The organism is Novosphingobium sp. MD-1 (assembly GCF_001014975.1).
Taxonomy (GTDB): domain Bacteria; phylum Pseudomonadota; class Alphaproteobacteria; order Sphingomonadales; family Sphingomonadaceae; genus Novosphingobium.
The window spans coordinates 22735-40455 of record NZ_BBXA01000032.1; the positions used below are offsets into that span (position 1 = coordinate 22735).

Annotated in this window: 16 protein-coding genes; 11 read left to right on the plus strand and 5 right to left on the minus strand. The window is 65.8% G+C overall.

The features are described from left to right. The first annotated feature begins 188 nt into the window (after nt 1-188). On the plus strand, nt 189-1436 hold the full coding sequence (gene rlmN / locus NMD1_RS17135) for a 23S rRNA (adenine(2503)-C(2))-methyltransferase RlmN (protein WP_125955895.1): 1248 nt from the start codon (nt 189-191) through the stop codon (nt 1434-1436). 127 nt (nt 1437-1563) lie between these two features. Next, a complete protein-coding gene (locus tag NMD1_RS17140) occupies nt 1564-2877 on the plus strand; it encodes a cyclopropane-fatty-acyl-phospholipid synthase family protein (RefSeq protein ID WP_125956065.1) in 1314 nt (437 codons plus the stop codon). Here the strand turns inward: NMD1_RS17140 and NMD1_RS17145 are convergent. Next, nucleotides 2835-4880 carry a S46 family peptidase gene (locus tag NMD1_RS17145; RefSeq protein ID WP_125955898.1) on the minus strand — a complete coding sequence of 682 codons (2046 nt, stop codon included), beginning with the start codon at nt 4878-4880 and terminating at the stop codon, nt 2835-2837. The two genes, NMD1_RS17140 and NMD1_RS17145, sit on opposite strands and share 43 nt — an antisense overlap. 422 nt (nt 4881-5302) lie before the next feature. Between NMD1_RS17145 and NMD1_RS17150 the strand changes: the two genes are divergently transcribed. From NMD1_RS17150 to NMD1_RS17160, 3 genes are all read left to right on the plus strand, one after another. After that, nucleotides 5303-6592 carry a cyclopropane-fatty-acyl-phospholipid synthase family protein gene (locus NMD1_RS17150; RefSeq protein ID WP_125956067.1) on the plus strand — a complete coding sequence of 430 codons (1290 nt, stop codon included), beginning with the start codon at nt 5303-5305 and terminating at the stop codon, nt 6590-6592. Between the two features lie 61 nt (nt 6593-6653). Beyond that, nucleotides 6654-7343, plus strand: coding sequence for an aquaporin Z (aqpZ, locus tag NMD1_RS17155; RefSeq protein WP_125955900.1), 690 nt, complete (start codon nt 6654-6656; stop codon nt 7341-7343). A gap of 115 nt (nt 7344-7458) precedes the next feature. Beyond that, nucleotides 7459-8673, plus strand: a complete 1215-nt coding sequence (locus NMD1_RS17160; protein ID WP_125955903.1) for an argininosuccinate synthase — start codon at nt 7459-7461, stop codon at nt 8671-8673. A gap of 886 nt (nt 8674-9559) precedes the next feature. On the opposite strand, the gene NMD1_RS17165 is transcribed toward NMD1_RS17160, so the two are convergent. After that, the gene (locus NMD1_RS17165) at nt 9560-9982 is read right to left on the minus strand and encodes a CHRD domain-containing protein (RefSeq protein WP_124808696.1); all 423 of its coding nucleotides are present in this window, start codon (nt 9980-9982) and stop codon (nt 9560-9562) included. Nucleotides 9983-10107: 125 nt separating this feature from the next. On the opposite strand from NMD1_RS17165, the gene NMD1_RS17170 reads away from it, so the two are divergent. Further along, complete coding sequence (locus NMD1_RS17170) at nt 10108-11118, plus strand: 2-hydroxyacid dehydrogenase (RefSeq protein WP_125955905.1); 1011 nt, start codon at nt 10108-10110, stop codon at nt 11116-11118. A 9-nt stretch (nt 11119-11127) separates the two neighbouring features. On the opposite strand, the gene NMD1_RS17175 is transcribed toward NMD1_RS17170, so the two are convergent. Next, the gene (locus tag NMD1_RS17175; RefSeq protein WP_125955907.1) at nt 11128-11907 is read right to left on the minus strand and encodes an enoyl-CoA hydratase; all 780 of its coding nucleotides are present in this window, start codon (nt 11905-11907) and stop codon (nt 11128-11130) included. A 211-nt stretch (nt 11908-12118) separates the two neighbouring features. On the opposite strand from NMD1_RS17175, the gene rpsF reads away from it, so the two are divergent. Genes rpsF through rplI form a run of 3 tightly spaced genes read left to right on the plus strand, consistent with a single transcriptional unit; the run spans nt 12119 to nt 13315 of the window. Further along, on the plus strand, nt 12119-12481 hold the full coding sequence (gene rpsF, locus NMD1_RS17180; RefSeq protein ID WP_124808699.1) for a 30S ribosomal protein S6: 363 nt from the start codon (nt 12119-12121) through the stop codon (nt 12479-12481). Nucleotides 12482-12484: 3 nt separating this feature from the next. Continuing rightward, nucleotides 12485-12709 (plus strand): 30S ribosomal protein S18, encoded by a 225-nt coding sequence (rpsR, locus tag NMD1_RS17185; RefSeq protein ID WP_011445073.1) that lies wholly within the window; start codon nt 12485-12487, stop codon nt 12707-12709. Between the two features lie 12 nt (nt 12710-12721). Continuing rightward, entirely contained in the window at nt 12722-13315 is a 594-nt protein-coding gene (rplI, locus tag NMD1_RS17190; protein WP_124808700.1) for a 50S ribosomal protein L9, read from the plus strand. Nucleotides 13316-13374: 59 nt separating this feature from the next. On the opposite strand, the gene NMD1_RS17195 is transcribed toward rplI, so the two are convergent. Next, nucleotides 13375-13947, minus strand: coding sequence for a septal ring lytic transglycosylase RlpA family protein (locus NMD1_RS17195; protein WP_125955909.1), 573 nt, complete (start codon nt 13945-13947; stop codon nt 13375-13377). 106 nt (nt 13948-14053) lie between these two features. Between NMD1_RS17195 and NMD1_RS17200 the strand changes: the two genes are divergently transcribed. Both NMD1_RS17200 and NMD1_RS17205 read left to right on the plus strand, forming a co-directional pair. After that, nucleotides 14054-15493, plus strand: coding sequence for an AMP nucleosidase (locus NMD1_RS17200; protein ID WP_125955911.1), 1440 nt, complete (start codon nt 14054-14056; stop codon nt 15491-15493). 335 nt (nt 15494-15828) lie between these two features. Continuing rightward, a complete protein-coding gene (locus tag NMD1_RS17205) occupies nt 15829-17157 on the plus strand; it encodes an HD-GYP domain-containing protein (RefSeq protein ID WP_125955914.1) in 1329 nt (442 codons plus the stop codon). Here NMD1_RS17205 and NMD1_RS17210 read toward each other — a convergent pair. Then, entirely contained in the window at nt 17132-17710 is a 579-nt protein-coding gene (locus NMD1_RS17210) for a YbjN domain-containing protein (RefSeq protein ID WP_223806536.1), read from the minus strand. The two genes, NMD1_RS17205 and NMD1_RS17210, sit on opposite strands and share 26 nt — an antisense overlap. Nucleotides 17711-17721 lie beyond the last annotated feature (11 nt).

A 17721-nucleotide genomic window follows, 5' to 3' on the forward strand; every position in this document is an offset into this window, starting at 1 on the left:
CTAACACAACGAAAATGCTGCGATATTTTTACAACACCCCGTGCGGTGAGGCTCCCTGTGCGCGGGACGGACGGGGGAACCCGTCAGCGCCCGTCATGTTCGCGCGCGTGCGAGCGGAGATTCCACCGTCGATGTTCGCGTTTCCCTCGGGACTGGCGATTTCGAGGAAAATCCGTATATGGCCAGCCATGACAGCCATTCCGATCATGCCGATCCCCGGACACGTCGATCCGGTTCCCGTTCCTCGCGACGTTACGCCACGCGCTGACGGGCGCGTCGATCTGATCGGTCTTCCCCGCCCGCGCATCGCCGAACTGTTCGCCGAAGCCGGGCTGGACGCCAAGGCGGCGAAGCTGCGCGCCAAGCAGGTTTTCCACTGGCTGTACCATCGCGGCGTCACCGATTTCGACGCGATGACCGACATCGCCAAGACCATGCGCCCGTGGCTGGCGGAACGCTTCGTCATCGGCCGGCCCGAGATCGTCACCGCCCAGGTTTCCAGCGACGGCACGCGCAAGTGGCTGCTCCAGACGGCAGACGGCCATGACTTCGAGATGGTGTTCATCCCCGATGCCGACCGGGGCACGCTGTGCGTCTCCAGCCAGGTGGGCTGCACGCTCAACTGCCGCTTCTGCCACACCGGCACGATGCGCCTGGTCCGCAACCTCACGCCCGGCGAGATCGTCGGCCAGGTCATGCTGGCGCGCGATGCGCTGGGCGAATGGCCCAAGGGGTCGATGGCAGGCCTCGAGGAAGACGAGGACGAGCGGACTTATACTTCCGACGGGCGCCTGCTCACCAACATCGTGATGATGGGCATGGGCGAACCGCTCTACAACTTCGACAACGTGCGCGATGCGCTGAAGCTGGTGATGGATGGCGATGGCCTGGCCCTGTCGAAGCGACGCATCACCCTGTCCACCAGCGGCGTGGTGCCGATGATGGAACGCTGCGGCGAGGAAATCGGCGTGAACCTGGCCGTCTCGCTCCACGCCGTGACCAAGGACGTGCGCGACGAGATCGTGCCGATCAACCGCAAGTTCGGTCTGGATCAGCTGTTGCAGGCCTGCTCCGATTACCCCGGCGCGTCCAACGCCCGGCGCATCACGTTCGAATACGTAATGCTGAAGGACAAGAACGACAGCGACGACGACGCCCGCGAACTCGTGCGCCTGATCCGGCAATACAAGCTGCCCGCCAAGGTCAACCTGATTCCGTTCAATCCCTGGCCCGGCGCGCCCTATGAATGCTCGACGCCGGAGCGGATCAAGCGCTTTGCCGAGATCGTGTTCGAAGCCGGCATCAGCGCCCCGGTGCGCACACCGCGTGGCCGCGACATCGATGCGGCCTGCGGCCAGCTCAAGACCGCCGCGCAGAAGATGAGCCGCGCGGAACTCGACCGGCTGGCGGACGAAAAGCAGGCGGCGCTCGGCTGAAGGAACAGGCAGGTTCAGCCGATCCGGTCTATCTATCGGGTTTGCGGCGCAATTTCCTGTCCCCAATCCGCCTAACCATCGTTAGGCTGCGTCCTCGAACACCGAAATGAGGTCGCCCGCGATGTCGATGCTGCTGCTGGACCGCGTGCTCAGGCGGATCATCCGCCGGGGTACGCTCACCCTGACCGAACACTCCGGCAAGGTCCGCACCTATGGCACGGCGGAACCTGGCTGGCCGGATCTCGGTCTGCGCCTGCTGGACGCGGGCGTGCCCGGCTATATCGCGCGGCACCCCACGCTGGGCCTTGCCGAAACCTTCATGGACGGCCGCATCGCCATCGAGGGCGGCGACATCCTGGACTTCATCACGTTCGCGCGGCGCAACAATCCTTGGGAGCGCTCGGGCGATTTCGAGGCCAAGGGGCTGGGCGGCCGGATCGTCGAACGGATCGTCAGCCGGATCGACCAGATCAACCAGCGCACCGCCTCGCGCCGCAACGTGGCGCATCACTATGACCTGGGCGATCCGCTCTATGACCTGTTCCTCGATGCCAGCCGGCAGTATTCCTGCGCCTACTGGGCGGACGGCGTCACCACGCTGGAGCAGGCGCAGATCGCCAAGATGGACCACATCGCCGCCAAGCTGGCGCTGAAGCCGGGGATGCGCGTGCTCGACATCGGCTGCGGCTGGGGCGGCCTGGCGCTCCACCTGCACCGGGTGGCGGGCGTGGACGTCCACGGCGTGACGCTGAGCAAGGAACAGATCGCCTATGCCAAGGCCTGGGCGGAACGCGAGGGCGTGGCGGACAAGGTGACCTTCGGCCTCACCGATTATCGCGACGTCACCGGGCGGTTCGACCGGATCGTCTCGGTCGGCATGTTCGAGCATGTCGGCGCGGCCAACTTCCCCGCCTTCTTCCGCAAGTGCCACGATCTTCTGACGGACGACGGCGTGATGCTGCTCCACACCATCGGCCGGTCCGATCCGCCGGGCGGCACCGATGCCTTCACCCGGAAATACATCTTCCCCGGTGGCTATATCCCGGCGATGAGCGAGACGCTGGCGGCGATCGAGCCACACAAGCTGATGCTGGGCGATATCGAGATCCTACGCCGGCACTACGGCCTGACCATCCGCGAATGGTACAAGCGGTGCGCCGCCAACCAGGCACGGATCGAGGAGCTCTACGACGAGCGGTTCTACCGCATGTGGATGTTCTATCTGGCCGGCGCCGCGACCGCGTTCGAATACGGCGGGCTGGTCAACTTCCAGTTCCAGATCGTGCGCAACCGCGATGCCGTGCCGCTGACGCGCGATTACATCGGCAGGGCCGAAGCGGAGATGCGTGCCGCACGCGGCAGCACCTCCGCCCCCGATCCCTGTGCTGCGTCAGCGCTTCACTTGCCGGAAAGTTCCCTGACCAGCGCCGAAGCGGGGTAAATCCTTTCCAGCGCCTGCTGCACCGCCGCCGTGCTGACCACCACGGTGCGGTTCACATCGGGCTGATAACCATAGTTGCCGCCGAGCGAATGGATGTTGCCATCGAATGCGGCGCCGATCACCGCGCCGTCCTTGTCCACCACGGGCGAACCGGAATTGCCGCCGATGATGTCGTTGGTCGTCACGAAGTCATAGGGCGTGGACTTGTCGATCTTTGCCTCGTTGGCAACGAAAGCCTTGGCCAGCACGAACGGATCGGCCCCCGTGGCGCGCGCGAACGCGCCGCCCATGGTGGTTACCGGGGCCACGTCCTGCCCGCGCTCCTTCCAGCCCGCGACCTTGCCGTAGCTGATGCGCAGCGTGAACGTGGCATCGGGATAGACGCTGTCACCATAGGCAGCGAAACGCGCATCGGCGAGCTTTGCGCCGGCGGCGGCCAACGGTCCCTGATAGCGTTCGTCGACCTGCTTCTGGAGTTCGCGATCGCGCGCGTCGAGCTGGCGGGCATAGGCGATCAGCGGATCGGTGGACGCATCGATCGCCGCCTTGCCGCCCTGCCACAGCGCCTTGCGCACCGCCGGATCGGCCAGCGTGGTGCCGCCCACGAGCCGCGCCGCCAGCCCTTCGGGCGATTCCCGGCCGAGCATCAGCCTGGTCTGCGCATCGTCCGCGCCCAGCGCCTCGCGCGCCTTGGACAGGCTCCATTCCAGCTTGAGCTGCTCCAGCCACGGATAGATCGGCCGTTCGTCCAGCACTTCCTTTTCCAGCAGGGGCAGCTGCGAATCGGTGAAGCCGGGCAGCCGCTCGGCATTGGGCTTGGCCCGTTCGTCCGCGGCACGCACCAGCGACTGCGCATAATCGTAAAGGTCGCTCATCGGGTGGATGAAGCGATAGGGCAGGTAGAGATCGCGATAGGCGCCGACGGCCTTGGCGACATCGCCCCACGGATTGCCGATCGCCGCGTTGCCAGCGGCCTTCGCCTTGAGCGCGGCTTCGTTATCGGCCAGCACCTTGACGAACGCAGGATCGTTCAGCGCCTGCTCACGGCCGATGAACACCTTGAGGGTGTTCTCGATGCCGAACAGGGTATCGCCGCCTTCACGCTTGCGTTCGGCGCTCTGCTCCATCGCCGAAAGCAGGCGTCCGCGCAGTTCGGACAGGACGCGGTTGTTCAGCGGCAGCGAAACCGCGCGCTGGAAAGCCAGCTGGTCGGACGTGAACAGGCGCTGCGTGGAACCCGGATTGCCGACCACGAAGGTCGCCTCGCCCGGCTGCGGCGCGCGCGGGCTCCACTTGAGGAACGCCGCCACCTTTACCGGCTTGCCGTTCTCGTAGGCCCGCAGGAACGAGGCATCGAGCGCATAGCGCGGATAGTTGAAGTTGTCCGGATCGCCGCCGAAGAACGCGGCCTGGAACTCGGGCGCCCAGACCAGGCGCACGTCGGAATACTTGCGATAGGTGTAGAGCTTGTACTGACCGCCGCCGAACAGCGTGACGACCTGGCAGCGCGTGGTCGCCGTATCCTTGCAACCCGCCTTCTCGATCTCGGCGATCTTGGCGTCGCGCGCCTTGACCAGCGCCTCGCCCGCCAGCGCGCCGATCGCGCCTTTCACGTCCGCCGTCACATCGGTGATCGCGGTAACGACCTCGGCCTGCTGGCCGGGGCACTTGCGCTCCTCCTCGCGCCGGGCGGCGATGAAGCCGTTGGCGACGAGATCGGCCTGCTGCGTCGAAAGGTTCTGCGCGCATTCGACCACGCAGTGATGGTTGGTGAGGATCAGGCCATCGGGCGAAACGAAGCTGGCCGAACAGCCGCCGGTCAACCGCACGGCGGAGGCACGCACGCGATCGAGCCATTTCTGATCGGGCGCCCAGCCGTAATCCTTCTTCATCGTCGCGGCGGGAAAGGCATCGAACGTCCACATGCCTTCATCGGCCTGGGCCGGGGCGGCGAGCAGGAACGGCGCGGCAAGGGTCGCGGAAGCCAGGAGAATACGGCGCATGAACAGGGGTGTCCTTGTTGGGGTTGGCAGCGAAGTTGACGAAGTTGACACGGTCCTGAGAAACATCGTCAATCACCGTTCAGCCGGCATCGCGGGCGCACAAATACGCTCCCGCGCAGACGGAAAAGCGGTTCCGGCTGAAATCATGCGCGGAGGGTTGCCACGGCGGGCGGGGGTAGGAAAGGGAAATGTTGGAGTGTGGGCCAGATCGCTCATGCTCGCATCTTTCGAAAAGCTCAGGATGAGTGGGTGTGGCAGTGGGATCGTTCTTGCGGTCGGCGCCGGCTTCCAACCAAATCCGCTCATCCTGAGCCTGTCGAAGGATGCGCGCGGTGACCGCCCCGCCCAACCCACACCATCGCCCGCCACATGGTTCGATTCCCCCTTGCCTCGCCTCCGCTTTGCCATAGTCTCCCATGTCGATGTGGCTGCTTGACCAGATGCTTCGCCGGCTGATCCGCAAGGGTCGGCTCATCGTCATCGATCACGATGGCAAGGAATACGCCTATGGGCAGGGCACGGACGCGCCCTTGCGCATCCGGCTGACCGACAAGGGCGCCTCGACGCACATCGCGCGCTATCCGCGCGTGGGCGCCGGCGAGGCCTATATGGACGGGCGGATGGTGATCGAACCGCCGCACGACATCCGCGATCTGGTGCTGTTCGTGGCGCTTAATGCCGAAGGCGATCACGAGCGCGCGCTGGGCGCCAAGGGGCCGCTGCGCAAGCTGCTGGACCGGGTCGCCGCCACGGTCGACAGCTTCAACGACCGGCGCTCGGCCCGCAAGAACGCCGAATATACCTACAACCTCACCCGCCGGCTCTACGAGCTGTTCCTCGATGAGGACCGGCAATACACCATGGCCTATTACCGCGATCCGGCGATCAGCCTGGAACAGGCGCAGCTCGACAAGAAGGCGCACATCGCGGCCAAGCTCAATCTCGACCGCGCCACCTCTTCGGGCAAGCGCGTGCTCGATATCGGCTGCGGCTGGGGGGGCCTGGCGCTCTATCTGCACCGGCATTACGACGTGGACGTGCTGGGCGTGGCGCTCGCGCCCGACCAGATCGAGTTCTGCCGCGAACGCGCGGCCGAGCTGGGCGTGGCCGACCGCGTGAAGTTCGAGCTGATGGACTATCGCGACGTGCAGGGCGAATTCGACCGGATCACCTCGGTCGGTCTGCTGGAGCATGTGGGCACGCCGCAGTATCCGGCGTTCTTCGAGCATACCCACCGCCTGCTCAAGCCTGATGGCGTGATGTTCTCGCATTGCTGCGGCCGCGCCGGCCCTCCCGGCAAGACAGACGCCTGGACGCGCAAGTACATCTTCCCCGGCGGCTACATCCCCGCGCTGTCCGAACTGGTGAGCGAGAGCGAGAAGGCCGGCTGGCAGGTGACCGACGTGGAAGCCATGCGCTTCCATTACGCGCACACGCTGGAGGAATGGTACAACCGCACGCGGCTGCACCGCGACGAGATCGTGGCGCTCTATGACGAGCGGTTCTACCGCATGTGGGAATTCTACCTGGCCGGGGCGGAGCAGGCGTTCCGCTATGGCGGGCTGGTCAACTGGCAGCTCCAGTACGTGAAGCGGCGCGACGCGATCCCGATGATCCGCGACCGGATGGTGGAGGAAAGCGCCCGCCTGCGCGCCAACGATACAGCGCCGGCCTGGCATCTCGATCCCGCGCTGAAGCAGGCGGCGGAATAGCCAGCCCGCGCGGCAACGATACCAAAAGGGGAAAACCCCGGGTAAGTGGAGAGGAACGATCATGATCAAGAGACTGGCTGCCGAGGGATTCGGCACGTTCTGGCTTGTGTTCGGCGGGTGCGGATCGGCCGTGCTGGCCGCCGCCTTCCCCCAACTCGGCATCGGGTTCGCCGGCGTGGCGCTGGCGTTCGGGCTGACGGTGCTGACCATGGCCTATGCGGTGGGCGGCATCTCGGGCGGGCATTTCAACCCGGCCGTGTCGCTGGGCCTCGCCGTCGCCGGGCGTTTCGGCTGGAAAGACCTGATCCCCTACTGGATCGCGCAAGTGCTGGGCGCGGTGATCGCCGCGGCGGCGCTCTATGCCATCGCCAGCGGCAAGCCCGGCTTCGAAGCGGGCGGCTTCGCCTCGAACGGCTATGGCGCGCTCTCGCCCGGCGGCTATTCGCTGCACGCGGCGCTGCTGATCGAAACGATACTGACCGCCGGCTTCCTGATCGTGATCCTGGGATCGACGTCCTCCGCCGTTCCGGCCGGGTTCGCGCCGATCGCCATCGGCCTCGCGCTCACGCTGATCCACCTGATCTCGATCCCGGTGACCAACACCTCGGTCAACCCGGCGCGTTCGACCGGCGTGGCCTTCGTCGCCACCACCGACGCCCTCCACCAGCTCTGGCTGTTCTGGGTGGCGCCGCTGGCGGGCGCGGCGATCGGTGGGCTGATCTGGAAGACGCTGCTGACCAACTCGGACTGACGGCGCCCTTCAACCACCGCTTTCCTGCGCGGCCGGTCCGGATGGGCCGGCCGCTTGCGATACGGCCCCCGTCCTGTTACGCGCCGCGCGCTTATCTCACGGGGAATCGCCGATCATGTCCGATATCAAGCGCGTCGTCCTTGCCTATTCCGGCGGCCTTGACACCTCCGTCATCCTCAAGTGGCTGCAGGTGACCTACAATTGCGAGGTGGTGACCTTCACCGCCGATCTCGGACAGGGCGAGGAACTCGGGCCGGCGCGCGCCAAGGCCGAACTGATGGGCGTGAAGGCCGAGCACATCTACATCGACGACCTGCGCGAGGAATTCGTGCGCGATTTCGTGTTCCCGATGATGCGCGCCAACGCCCGCTACGAAGGCGATTACCTGCTCGGCACCTCGATCGCGCGGCCGCTGATTTCCAAGCGCCTGATCGAGATCGCCAAGGAAACCGGCGCCGACGCGGTCGCCCACGGCGCCACCGGCAAGGGCAACGACCAGGTCCGCTTCGAGCTTTCGGCCTATGCGCTCGATCCCTCGATCAAGGTCATCGCCCCCTGGCGCGAATGGGACCTCACCAGCCGCACCGCGCTGATCGCCTGGGCGGAAAAGCACCAGATCCCCGTGCCCAAGGACAAGCGCGGCGAAAGCCCGTTCTCCACCGACGCCAACCTTCTGCACACCTCGTCCGAAGGCAAGGTGCTGGAGAACCCGTGGGACGAGACGCCGGACTACGTCTATTCGCGTACGGTCAACCCGGAAGACGCGCCCGACCAGCCGGAATACATCACCATCGATTTCGAGAAGGGTGATGGCGTAGCGCTCAATGGCGAGGCAATGAGCCCGGCCACGCTGCTGACCGCGCTCAACGAACTCGGCCGCAAGCACGGCATCGGCCGGCTCGACCTCGTCGAGAACCGCTTCGTCGGCATGAAGAGCCGCGGCATGTACGAAACGCCGGGCGGCACGATCTACGCCGTCGCGCACCGGGGCATCGAATCGATCACGCTCGACCGCGGGGCCGCGCACCTCAAGGACGAGCTGATGCCCAAGTATGCGGAGCTGATCTACAACGGCTTCTGGTTCGCGCCCGAGCGCGAGATGCTGCAGGCCGCGATCGATCATTCGCAAGCGCGCGTAAACGGCACCGTGCGGCTCAAGCTCTACAAGGGTCTTGCCTCGGTGGTCGGCCGCAAGTCGCCCGACAGCCTCTATTCGGAACGGCACGTGACGTTCGAGGACGATGCCGGCGCCTATGACCAGAAGGACGCGGCCGGCTTCATCAAGCTCAACGCGCTGCGCCTGCGTCTGCTGGCCCAGCGGGATCGCTAAGCGGTCGGGAACCAGTCAGCACCCGAATCAGAAAACGAAAACCGGCCTCTCTGACGGGGCTGGTTCAAGTTGTCCACCGCAAAACCGATCGCCTGTGGATAACTTCCGGGGTTTCCGCTTGCGCGACTCAGACCGCAGGCGCAGCATTGGCTTGTCGAAAGGGAAAGCGACCCGAAATCTGAAGCGCAAGCCGATGAATTCAGGAGTTTTTCTCCAGAGACCCGATCTGGAAAGTACGCGTTTCAATCGGCCGCAGGGTATCATCCGTGCCCGGCGAAGCGGGGAAGTGTGACCGGACAAATCGGTAAGGCGAGTGCAACGGTGACGCCAGCAGGGCGTATCGCGCGGCAAGGGCTCTGCCTCCACCCGGCGCGAAAGGTCCGGCCACGGCGAAAGCGGAACGCAGCGCCAATCCTTCAGACCCGCGGGGGTCCGTCCGACGGCGCGCCTTTCTCGGCTCGACCCGAGGGAGCGGTGCCCGGACACGAAGGAAAAACGCCCGCCCATGGCCGCGAGGCCGGCTGCGGGAACCAACGCCGCACCTGCCCCGCCGGCAGGATCCGGCCCGGATGCAGGAAGCGTCAGTTGCCGAAGGTATGCGCAAGCATCGCCCAGGCAACGGCCTAGGGGCTTCGCGCCCCGGATGGCACGCTTTCGGACAGAAGGCCGGTCTGGCGAAGGAACCCGCCTGAGGGCGGCGGCAGTGGAGGCCGGCAGCGATGCCGGCCTCCATTTGCGTCAGGGCGATTGTATCGCTGCGAACGAGACGCTTGGATTGCCCACCCCGCTGCGACTAACGCCGCCTGCGGCGACGCAAGTCTCGCTCCCCTCCCGCTTGCGGGAGGGGCTGGGGGTGGGAAGCGCCTTGCTCCCTGCCTCGCGAAGATCACGGCTTGGCGAGCTGTCCCCGCACCGCGCCCTTGGGGAAATCGTCGGTATGGATGTTCACATAGAACCCCGCCGGGTCGGCGAGGATCTTCTTGATCTGGTCCGGCTCCATGGCGATGCAGGCATCGCTGGTCGGCCCGGTGACTTCCAGCGTGGCCAGCGGCGGCCCATCGACGCCGGCCGCGCCGGTGTGCACGTGGGCCATGGTCGGCTTGGCGATCTTCGCGCCAGACAGCGTGTAGCAGAAATCGCCGCTGTCGGGATCGAGTTCGGCGCGGAACGAACCCGTGCCGTCAGGATCGCCGCCCGCCGGCTCGTTGGCGCCGGCCAGCGTCGCGGTCAGGATCGTGGTCGCGGCGAATGCGGGGGTAACGGCAAGCGACAGCGCCAGAGCGGGCGCCAGCAGGATAGCCTTGTTCATTGCAACGTCTCTCCATCGACCGGAGATACGGACTCGCCCCCGGCCCGTCGCTACCGATACACCTCTCGCACACTGCAAGGAACCATGGGCTTGCCTGATCCACACCGCCGATCCATGAGCGGCACATGACGTCCCCCAACCCCTTGCCCAACGCCTTGCCCAACGCCTTGCAGAGCATCGAGATTCTGGTCACCGCCCCGATCCGCTCGGGCGTTACCGAGGCGCTGGAAACAACCTTTACCGCGCACCGGCTGTGGGAGCAGGACGATCCGGACGCCTTTTTCGCCGCACACGGCGCGCGGATCCGGGGAATCGCCACGACCACACTGTTCGGCAAGGTCCGCGCCGACCTGATAGAACGCCTGCCCGCGCTGGAGATCATCGCCAGCTTCGGCGTGGGCTACGACAACGTGGACGTCGCCGCCGCCGTGCAAGCCGGCGCGATCGTGACCAACACCCCCGGCGTGCTGGTGGACGAGACGGCGGACCTCGCCCTGGGCCTGCTGCTGGCGACGATCCGGCAGATCCCGCAAGCCGAACGGCATTTGCGCGCCGGGCTGTGGCCGCAGGAGCGCTTCCGCCTGTCCCCCTCGCTGCGCGGCCGGCGCGTGGGCATCCTCGGGCTCGGCGCCATCGGCAAGGCGATCGCGCGGCGGCTGGAAGGGTTCGGGGTGGAAATCGCCTACCACGGACGGACCCGGCAGCTAGGCGTGGATTACCCGTGGTATCCCGATGCCCGTGCGCTGGCGCAGGCGTGCGACGTGCTGATCGTCGCCGCGCCGGGAACGGCCGAGACCGACAAGATGGTCGATGCCGCGGTGCTCGCGGCACTCGGCCCGGACGGCATCCTCGTCAATATCGGGCGTGGCTCGATCGTGGACGAGGACGCGCTGGTAGCGGCGCTGGCGAATGGCACCATCCTCGCCGCCGGGCTCGACGTCTACGCGCACGAACCGCAGGTGCCCGAAGGCCTGCTTGCCCATCCCCGGTCGGTGCTGCTGCCACATGTCGGCTCGGGTTCAGAACGGACGCGCGCGGCGATGGGCGCGTTGCAGGTGGAAAACCTCGTCCGCTGGTTCACCGACCGCGCGCCGGTAACCCCGGTGCCCGAAACGGCACACCTCGTGCCGCGTTAAGGGTTCGGCTTACCCCTTCTGGCTGCGGCCGCGTTCGATCACCGCACGGCGGCGCGCCTCGACGTCACCGGCGCTGACCTGACTGTTGGCCGCCACGGACACGCGATGTTCCAGCGCGATCGCCTCGCCGAACGGCAGCGCATAGCCATCGTCGATCAGCTTCTTGTAGGCAGTGACCATCGCCGGATCAGCCCCGGCGATGTCGTGCGCCAGCCGCTTCGCCGTGGCGAGCAAGTCCGCCGGCGGGACCACGCGGTTGACCAGCCCCCAATCGGCGGCAGTGCGCGCATCGATGAAATTGCCCGACAGCGAAAGCTCCTTGGCACGGGCGATGCCGATCAGGCGCGAGAGTTTCTGCGAAAGGCCCCAGCCCGGCATGATGCCCACGCGCGCATGGGTATCGGCGAAGCGCGCGTTTTCGGACGCGATCAGGATGTCGCAGGCAATCGCCAGTTCGAACCCGCCGGTGATGGCGACGCCGTTGATCGCGCCGATCACCGGCTTGCGGCACTGCTCGATCGCCCGCACCGGATTCTCCTCCGCTGCCTCGGCGTTGGCCGCGCCCAGGTTGGACGTGTCCGCGCCCAGTTCCTTGAGGTCCAGCCCGGCGGTGAAGGCGCGCTCCCCTGCTCCGGTCAGAACCACCGCGCGGATGCCGTCGTCGCCGTCCAGTTCCTGCATGGCGCGGGCAAGGCTGGCCCGCATGGCGCGCGACAGCGCGTTCATCGCCTCCGGCCGGTTGAGCGTGACGATGGCAACCGCTCCTTCGCGATCGACGGTAACGGGCATCAGACATCCTCCCGGAGTTGTTTCGTGCTATTATGGCCCCTTCGGCGACGCGCGATCAAGCCGGCGAACGGGCTGAAGTCCCTTGCGTTCCGCCCGGAATCCGCTAAGGGCCGCAGCTTCCCGTGGCTTACGGGATTCGAAGAAAGCCGGAGGGGCCCCGCAATCCCGCGGATCAGCCAGCGATCGGTTAGAAGATGAAAGGACGCGAAGCATGCCGCTTTACGAGCATGTCTTTCTGGCGCGCCAGGATCTGAGCCAGGCTCAGGTCGATGCGCTTGCCGCCACCGCCACCGAAATCGTCGAGAGCAACAACGGCAAGGTCACCAAGACCGAGACCTGGGGCCTCCGTTCGCTGGCCTACAAGATCCAGAAGAACCGCAAGGCGCACTTCGTGATGCTCAACATCGACGCCCCCGCCGGCGTGGTGGCCGAGCTGGAGCGCCAGACGCAGATCAACGAAGACGTCATCCGCTACATGACGATCCGCGTGGACGAGCACGAAGGCGGCCCGTCGGTGATGATGCGCAAGAACGAACGCGACCGTAGCCGTCGCCGCGAACGCGAAGGGGAATAAGAGATGGCTCGTCCGTTTTTCCGCCGCCGCAAGAGCTGCCCGTTCTCGGGCAAGAACGCGCCGAAGATCGACTACAAGGACGTGCGCCTGCTGCAGGGCTTCATGTCCGAACGTGGCAAGATCGTCCCCAGCCGCATCACCGCGGTTTCGGCCAAGAAGCAGCGCGAGCTGAGCCAGGCGATCAAGCGCGCCCGGCACATCGGCCTGCTGCCCTACATCGTCAAGTAAGGAGCGCTACCCATGCAGATCATCCTGCTCGAGCGCATCGAGAAGCTGGGCACCATCGGCGACGAAGTGACCGTCAAGGACGGCTACGCGCGCAACTACCTGCTGCCCAACAAGAAGGCGCTGCGCGCCAACGAAGCCAACCGCAAGGTCTTCGAAGCCAACCGCGCCCGCATCGAGGCCGATAACGCGGCCCGCCGCGAAGAAGCTGGCAAGGAAGCCGGTTCGGTCGAAGGCAAGGAAGTCGTGCTCATCCGCGCGTCGTCGAACGCCGGCCATCTCTATGGTTCGGTTTCGGTCCGCGATATCGTGGAAGCCCTGGTCGATCAGGGTGCCAAGGTGTCGAAGGCGATGATCGTTCTCGAACGCCCGATCAAGACCATCGGCGTGTTCCCGGTCCGCGTTGCGCTGCACCCGGAAGTTTCGGTTCAGGTCAAGGTGAACGTCGCCCGTTCGCCGGACGAAGCCGAACTCCAGTCGCAGGGCGTCAACGTGATCGACGCGATGTTCGACAACGAAGCCGGCGGCTTCACCGAGGAAGTCGATCCGAACCTCGAACCCGGCGAAATCCCGGCGGAACTGCTGGAAGAACGCGCCGCGGAAGCCTGATCGCTTCGCGACAAGCAAACGGAAAAGGGGCGCCCCACGGGTGCCCCTTTTTTGTTGTGTCAGAACCCCGCCGCCGAAAGCTGGCCGCGCAGGTTGCGCAGGATCGGTTCGGGAACGGGCGGCAGCGGGCGCGCGGGCTGGCCCCGGCGCAGGCGCGCGCGGTCATCCTCCGAAGGTTCCACCCGGCGCACGCGCACCGCTACCTGGCCCTGCGCGCGCACGCCCAGTTGTTCCGCCGCGCCGCGCGACAAATCGATGATCCGCGCGCGGCCGGCGAACGGTCCGCGATCGTTGACCCGCACGATGATCCGGCGGCCGCTATCAAGCGCGGTAACTTCCACGTAGCTCGGCAGCGGCAGCGTGGTATGCGCGGCGGTGACCCAGCCGGGAATGAACGCCTCCCCGTTGGCGGTGCGGTTGCCCGATTCATGGCCATACCAACTGGCGTAGCCGAGCATATCATAGGTGGGGCTGGCGGCGGGCACGTAAGTCTGCCCACGCACGGTATAGGCCGGGCCGATCCGCACCGGCGTATCGCTGACCGGGCGGAAACCGCCGCCACCGCCACCTGCGCAGCCGGACAGCGCCAGCAAAAGCGCCATCCCCGCACCGATATTCGCCAGCAACCGCATCGCGCCTCCTTATCCTCCCGGCGCCGCTCCGGCCATAGCGGTCCTCTCCGCCGTGGCGGCATAAGCCGTCTTTGCAGCGTCACCGATTGCGCGCTACATACTGCCGATGGATACACCTGAAACGATCATCACCGAGCTTTCCCGCATTTTCGACGCCGCCGTGGCCTGCCTGCGGGCGGATATCGCCGCTTTCGCCACGCAAGGCACCCCGCCCCCGCCCGAACGGCGCCACGATGGCAGCTACTGCTATCCCGAACTGCGCATCCACTTCGATGGGCAGACATTGGGCGACCATTCGACACGCTCGTTCGGCCGGCTGATAGAGCGCGGCACCTATGCCTGCACCGTCACGCGCCCGGCCCTGTTCGAGGACTACCTGGCGGAGCAGCTCGCGCTGATCCTGTCCGACTACGAAGTGCGGATCGAAGTCTGCCCGTCCCGGCAGGAAATCCCGTTTCCCTACGTGCTGGACGGCAGCGACGGCGCTCAGATGAGCGGGGTGACGCCGCAGGATCTGGCGCAGCACTTCCCCACCACCGAACTGGCCCGCATCGGCGACGAGATTGCCGACGGGCTGGACGTGCCCGAATACGAAGGACTGCTGCCGCTGTCCTTGTTCGATGGCCTGCGCACCGATTTCAGCCTGGCAAGGCTGGCGCATTACACCGGCACGCGGCCCGACGATTTTCAGCGCTACGTGCTGTTCACCAACTACCACCGCTATGTGGATGAATTCGTGGACTGGGCGGCGCAACAGGTGGGCGATGGCCATCACATCGCGCTGTCGGGCGCGGGCGGGCTGTACCTTGATGCGCCGGTCGACAACGCCCGTGCGCGCCTGTCCGACACCGCCTGGCGGCGGCACCAGATGCCGGCCTACCACCTGATCGCTCCCGATCGTTCAGGCATCACGCTCGTCAACATCGGCGTCGGCCCGTCCAACGCCAAGACGATCTGCGATCACCTGGCCGTGCTGCGCTCCGAAGCCTGGCTGATGATCGGCCATTGCGGCGGGCTGCGCCCCACCCAGAAGATCGGCGATTACGTGCTCGCCCACGCCTATCTGCGCGATGATCACGTGCTTGATCCCGTGTTGCCGCCGGAAATCCCGATTCCCGCCATCGCCGAGATTCAGCGAGCGCTGGCGCAGGCGGCGGAGATGGTCAGTGGCACCGGCGGCGCGGACCTCAAGAAGCGTATGCGCACGGGCACGATCGTCACGACCGACGATCGCAACTGGGAGTTGCGCTACACCCAGTCCGCACGGCGGTTCAGCCTGTCGCGCGCGGTCGGCATCGACATGGAAAGCGCCACGATCGCGGCGCAGGGCTATCGCTTCCGCGTGCCCTACGGAACGCTGTTGTGCGTCTCCGACAAGCCGCTGCACGGCGAGATCAAGATGCCGGGGCAGGCCAACCGGTTCTACGAGGAAGCCATCGCCGCGCACCTGGCCATCGGCACCACCACCTGCGCGCTGCTGCGTGCCGAAGGCCCGCGCCTGCACAGCCGCAAACTGCGCGCGTTTAACGAGCCTCCGTTCCGGTAAACCGCTCGCTCCGATTGTGACAGTGCCGCCGGATGCGATTCGCGTGGCGGCACCTGTCACAATCGGCGTTCCGATTGAAAAAGGTGGATGGCGCGGTCAGCTTTCGCCGCACCGCCAAAGCCGCACAAATTACTGATTTTTTTGTACTATATTCGGCAGCACCTCGCCAGCGCAGCGCGGGTTGCAAACATGGCACTTTCACGCCCCCCAAATTTGTACGCGACGTTTACGATTTGGAACCATCCTGAATGTTACGCGAACCGAAGCGGACGAACCTGCGTCCGTATCGCACGGAGCAGTTTGGGTCAGGCTTTGAATATGAAGGTCGGTTGCCAATGGCGCTAAAGCAGATTGAGAAGGATCAGGTCCGCGCCGGCATGTGGATTCATGCCATCAAGGGCGTGTGGTTCTTCCACCCGTTCTGGCGTGGTAAGTTCCTTCTGGAGCATAGCGACGATGTGGACGCGCTGCGCTCTGCGCGGATTTCCGGCGTGATCATCGATACCGACAAGGGTCTCGACATCAAGGTCGACCCTCCCAAGGCCGCGAACCAGCCCGCTCCTCCGCCCGCCGCCGCACCCGCGCCCCAGCCTGCGCCGCCCCGCGCGACCTCGCGCAAAAGCGCCAAGCCACGGCTCGCTCCGATCGCACCGGCAGCGCGCCAGAAGCCCGCCGCGCCCGAAACTTGCTCCATGGCAGCCGAACTCGGCCGCGCGCGCAAGACCGTGAACCTTGCGCGTCGCCTGATGTCCCAGCTTCTGAAGCAGGTTCGCTCGGGCGATACCATCGATGCCGAAAAGCTCGGACCGCTGGTGGACGAAATCGCGGATTCGCTGTCGCGCAACAATTCCACGCTCACGTCGGTGCTGCGACTGAAGCGCAAGGACGAATACACCTACATGCATTCGGTGACCGTCTCGGCGCTGATGATCAACCTTGCCCGCGAACTGGATTTCTCCGAGGAAAAGGTGCGTGAGGCCGGCATGGCCGGCTTGCTGCACGATATCGGCAAGATGGCGATCGATGATTCGATCCTGAACAAGGCCGGACGCCTGACCGACGCCGAGTTCGCCTCGATGCGGGAGCATCCCGAACGCGGGCATTCCGTACTGCGCAAGGACGATACGCTGTCGGCGCTGGTCATGGACGTGGCGCTGCATCATCACGAAAAGGTCGATGGCACCGGGTATCCCCACCGGCTGAGCGGCGACGAGATCACGCTGCTCTCGCGCATGGGCGCGGTGTGCGATGTCTATGACGCCGTCACGTCGGACCGCCCCTACAAGGCTCCTTGGACACCGGCCGAAGCGATCCACGAGATGCTGAGCTGGAACGGCCATTTCGACGAATATGTGCTGGCCGCGTTCGTGCGCTCGGTCGGCGTCTATCCGGTCGGCTCACTGGTGCGGATTCCCGGCGACCGGCTTGCGATCGTGATCGAAACGCACCGCAAGCACCCGGAACGCCCCACGGTGCGCGCTTTCGCCAGCACCACGCCCGGCATGACAATCGAGCCGGAAGACATCAACCTGGCCGAAACGCAGGACGACATTCTGAGCTTCGAACGGCCGGCCGACTGGGACCTTCACGATTGGGAAGAACGCTGGCCCGAACTTGCCGGCGCTTCGCTCAAGAACGTCAAGGGCGAGAGCCGGAAGCGATAAGGCGGCCCGCTGGCCGCTTCGCATCCGCGCCGGTATCCTCGTTGAACGCCAGCGCGCCCACGTTATCCAGGGCGAAGCTGAAGTTTTCGACCACCTTGCGGAACACCGACGAATCAAGGCCGCCTCCGGTCACCACATCCCAAGACAGCACGACCGACTTGTCGGTGCCAATGGTCAGGGCGCCGAACCGATAGTCGCGCGCGAAGGCCGCCGCTTCCTGCGGCCCGAAGGGCTTGTCGGGCGTGAAACTGGCGCTGAACTGCAACGACTGGCAATTGTCGTGCATCTTCGCGTCGCAATCATAGAACAGCACGAACGTCTGCCATTTGCCGATGCGCGCGTTGATCAGCGGTTCGCCGGCGTCATCGGCGGTCAGATCGGCGCCATAGCCCAGCGAGCGCAGCGCCGCGACCACGCCGTCCGGGCTGGTCGCCGAAACCTGCCGCGCAAGCGCGACGGGTTCGGTATCGAGATTCATGCTGGCATGGGCGGGCACCGAGGCCGCAAAGGCACTTCCCAAAGCCAGAAACGCGGCAATCCGGCGCGATTTCATGATGGCATCCT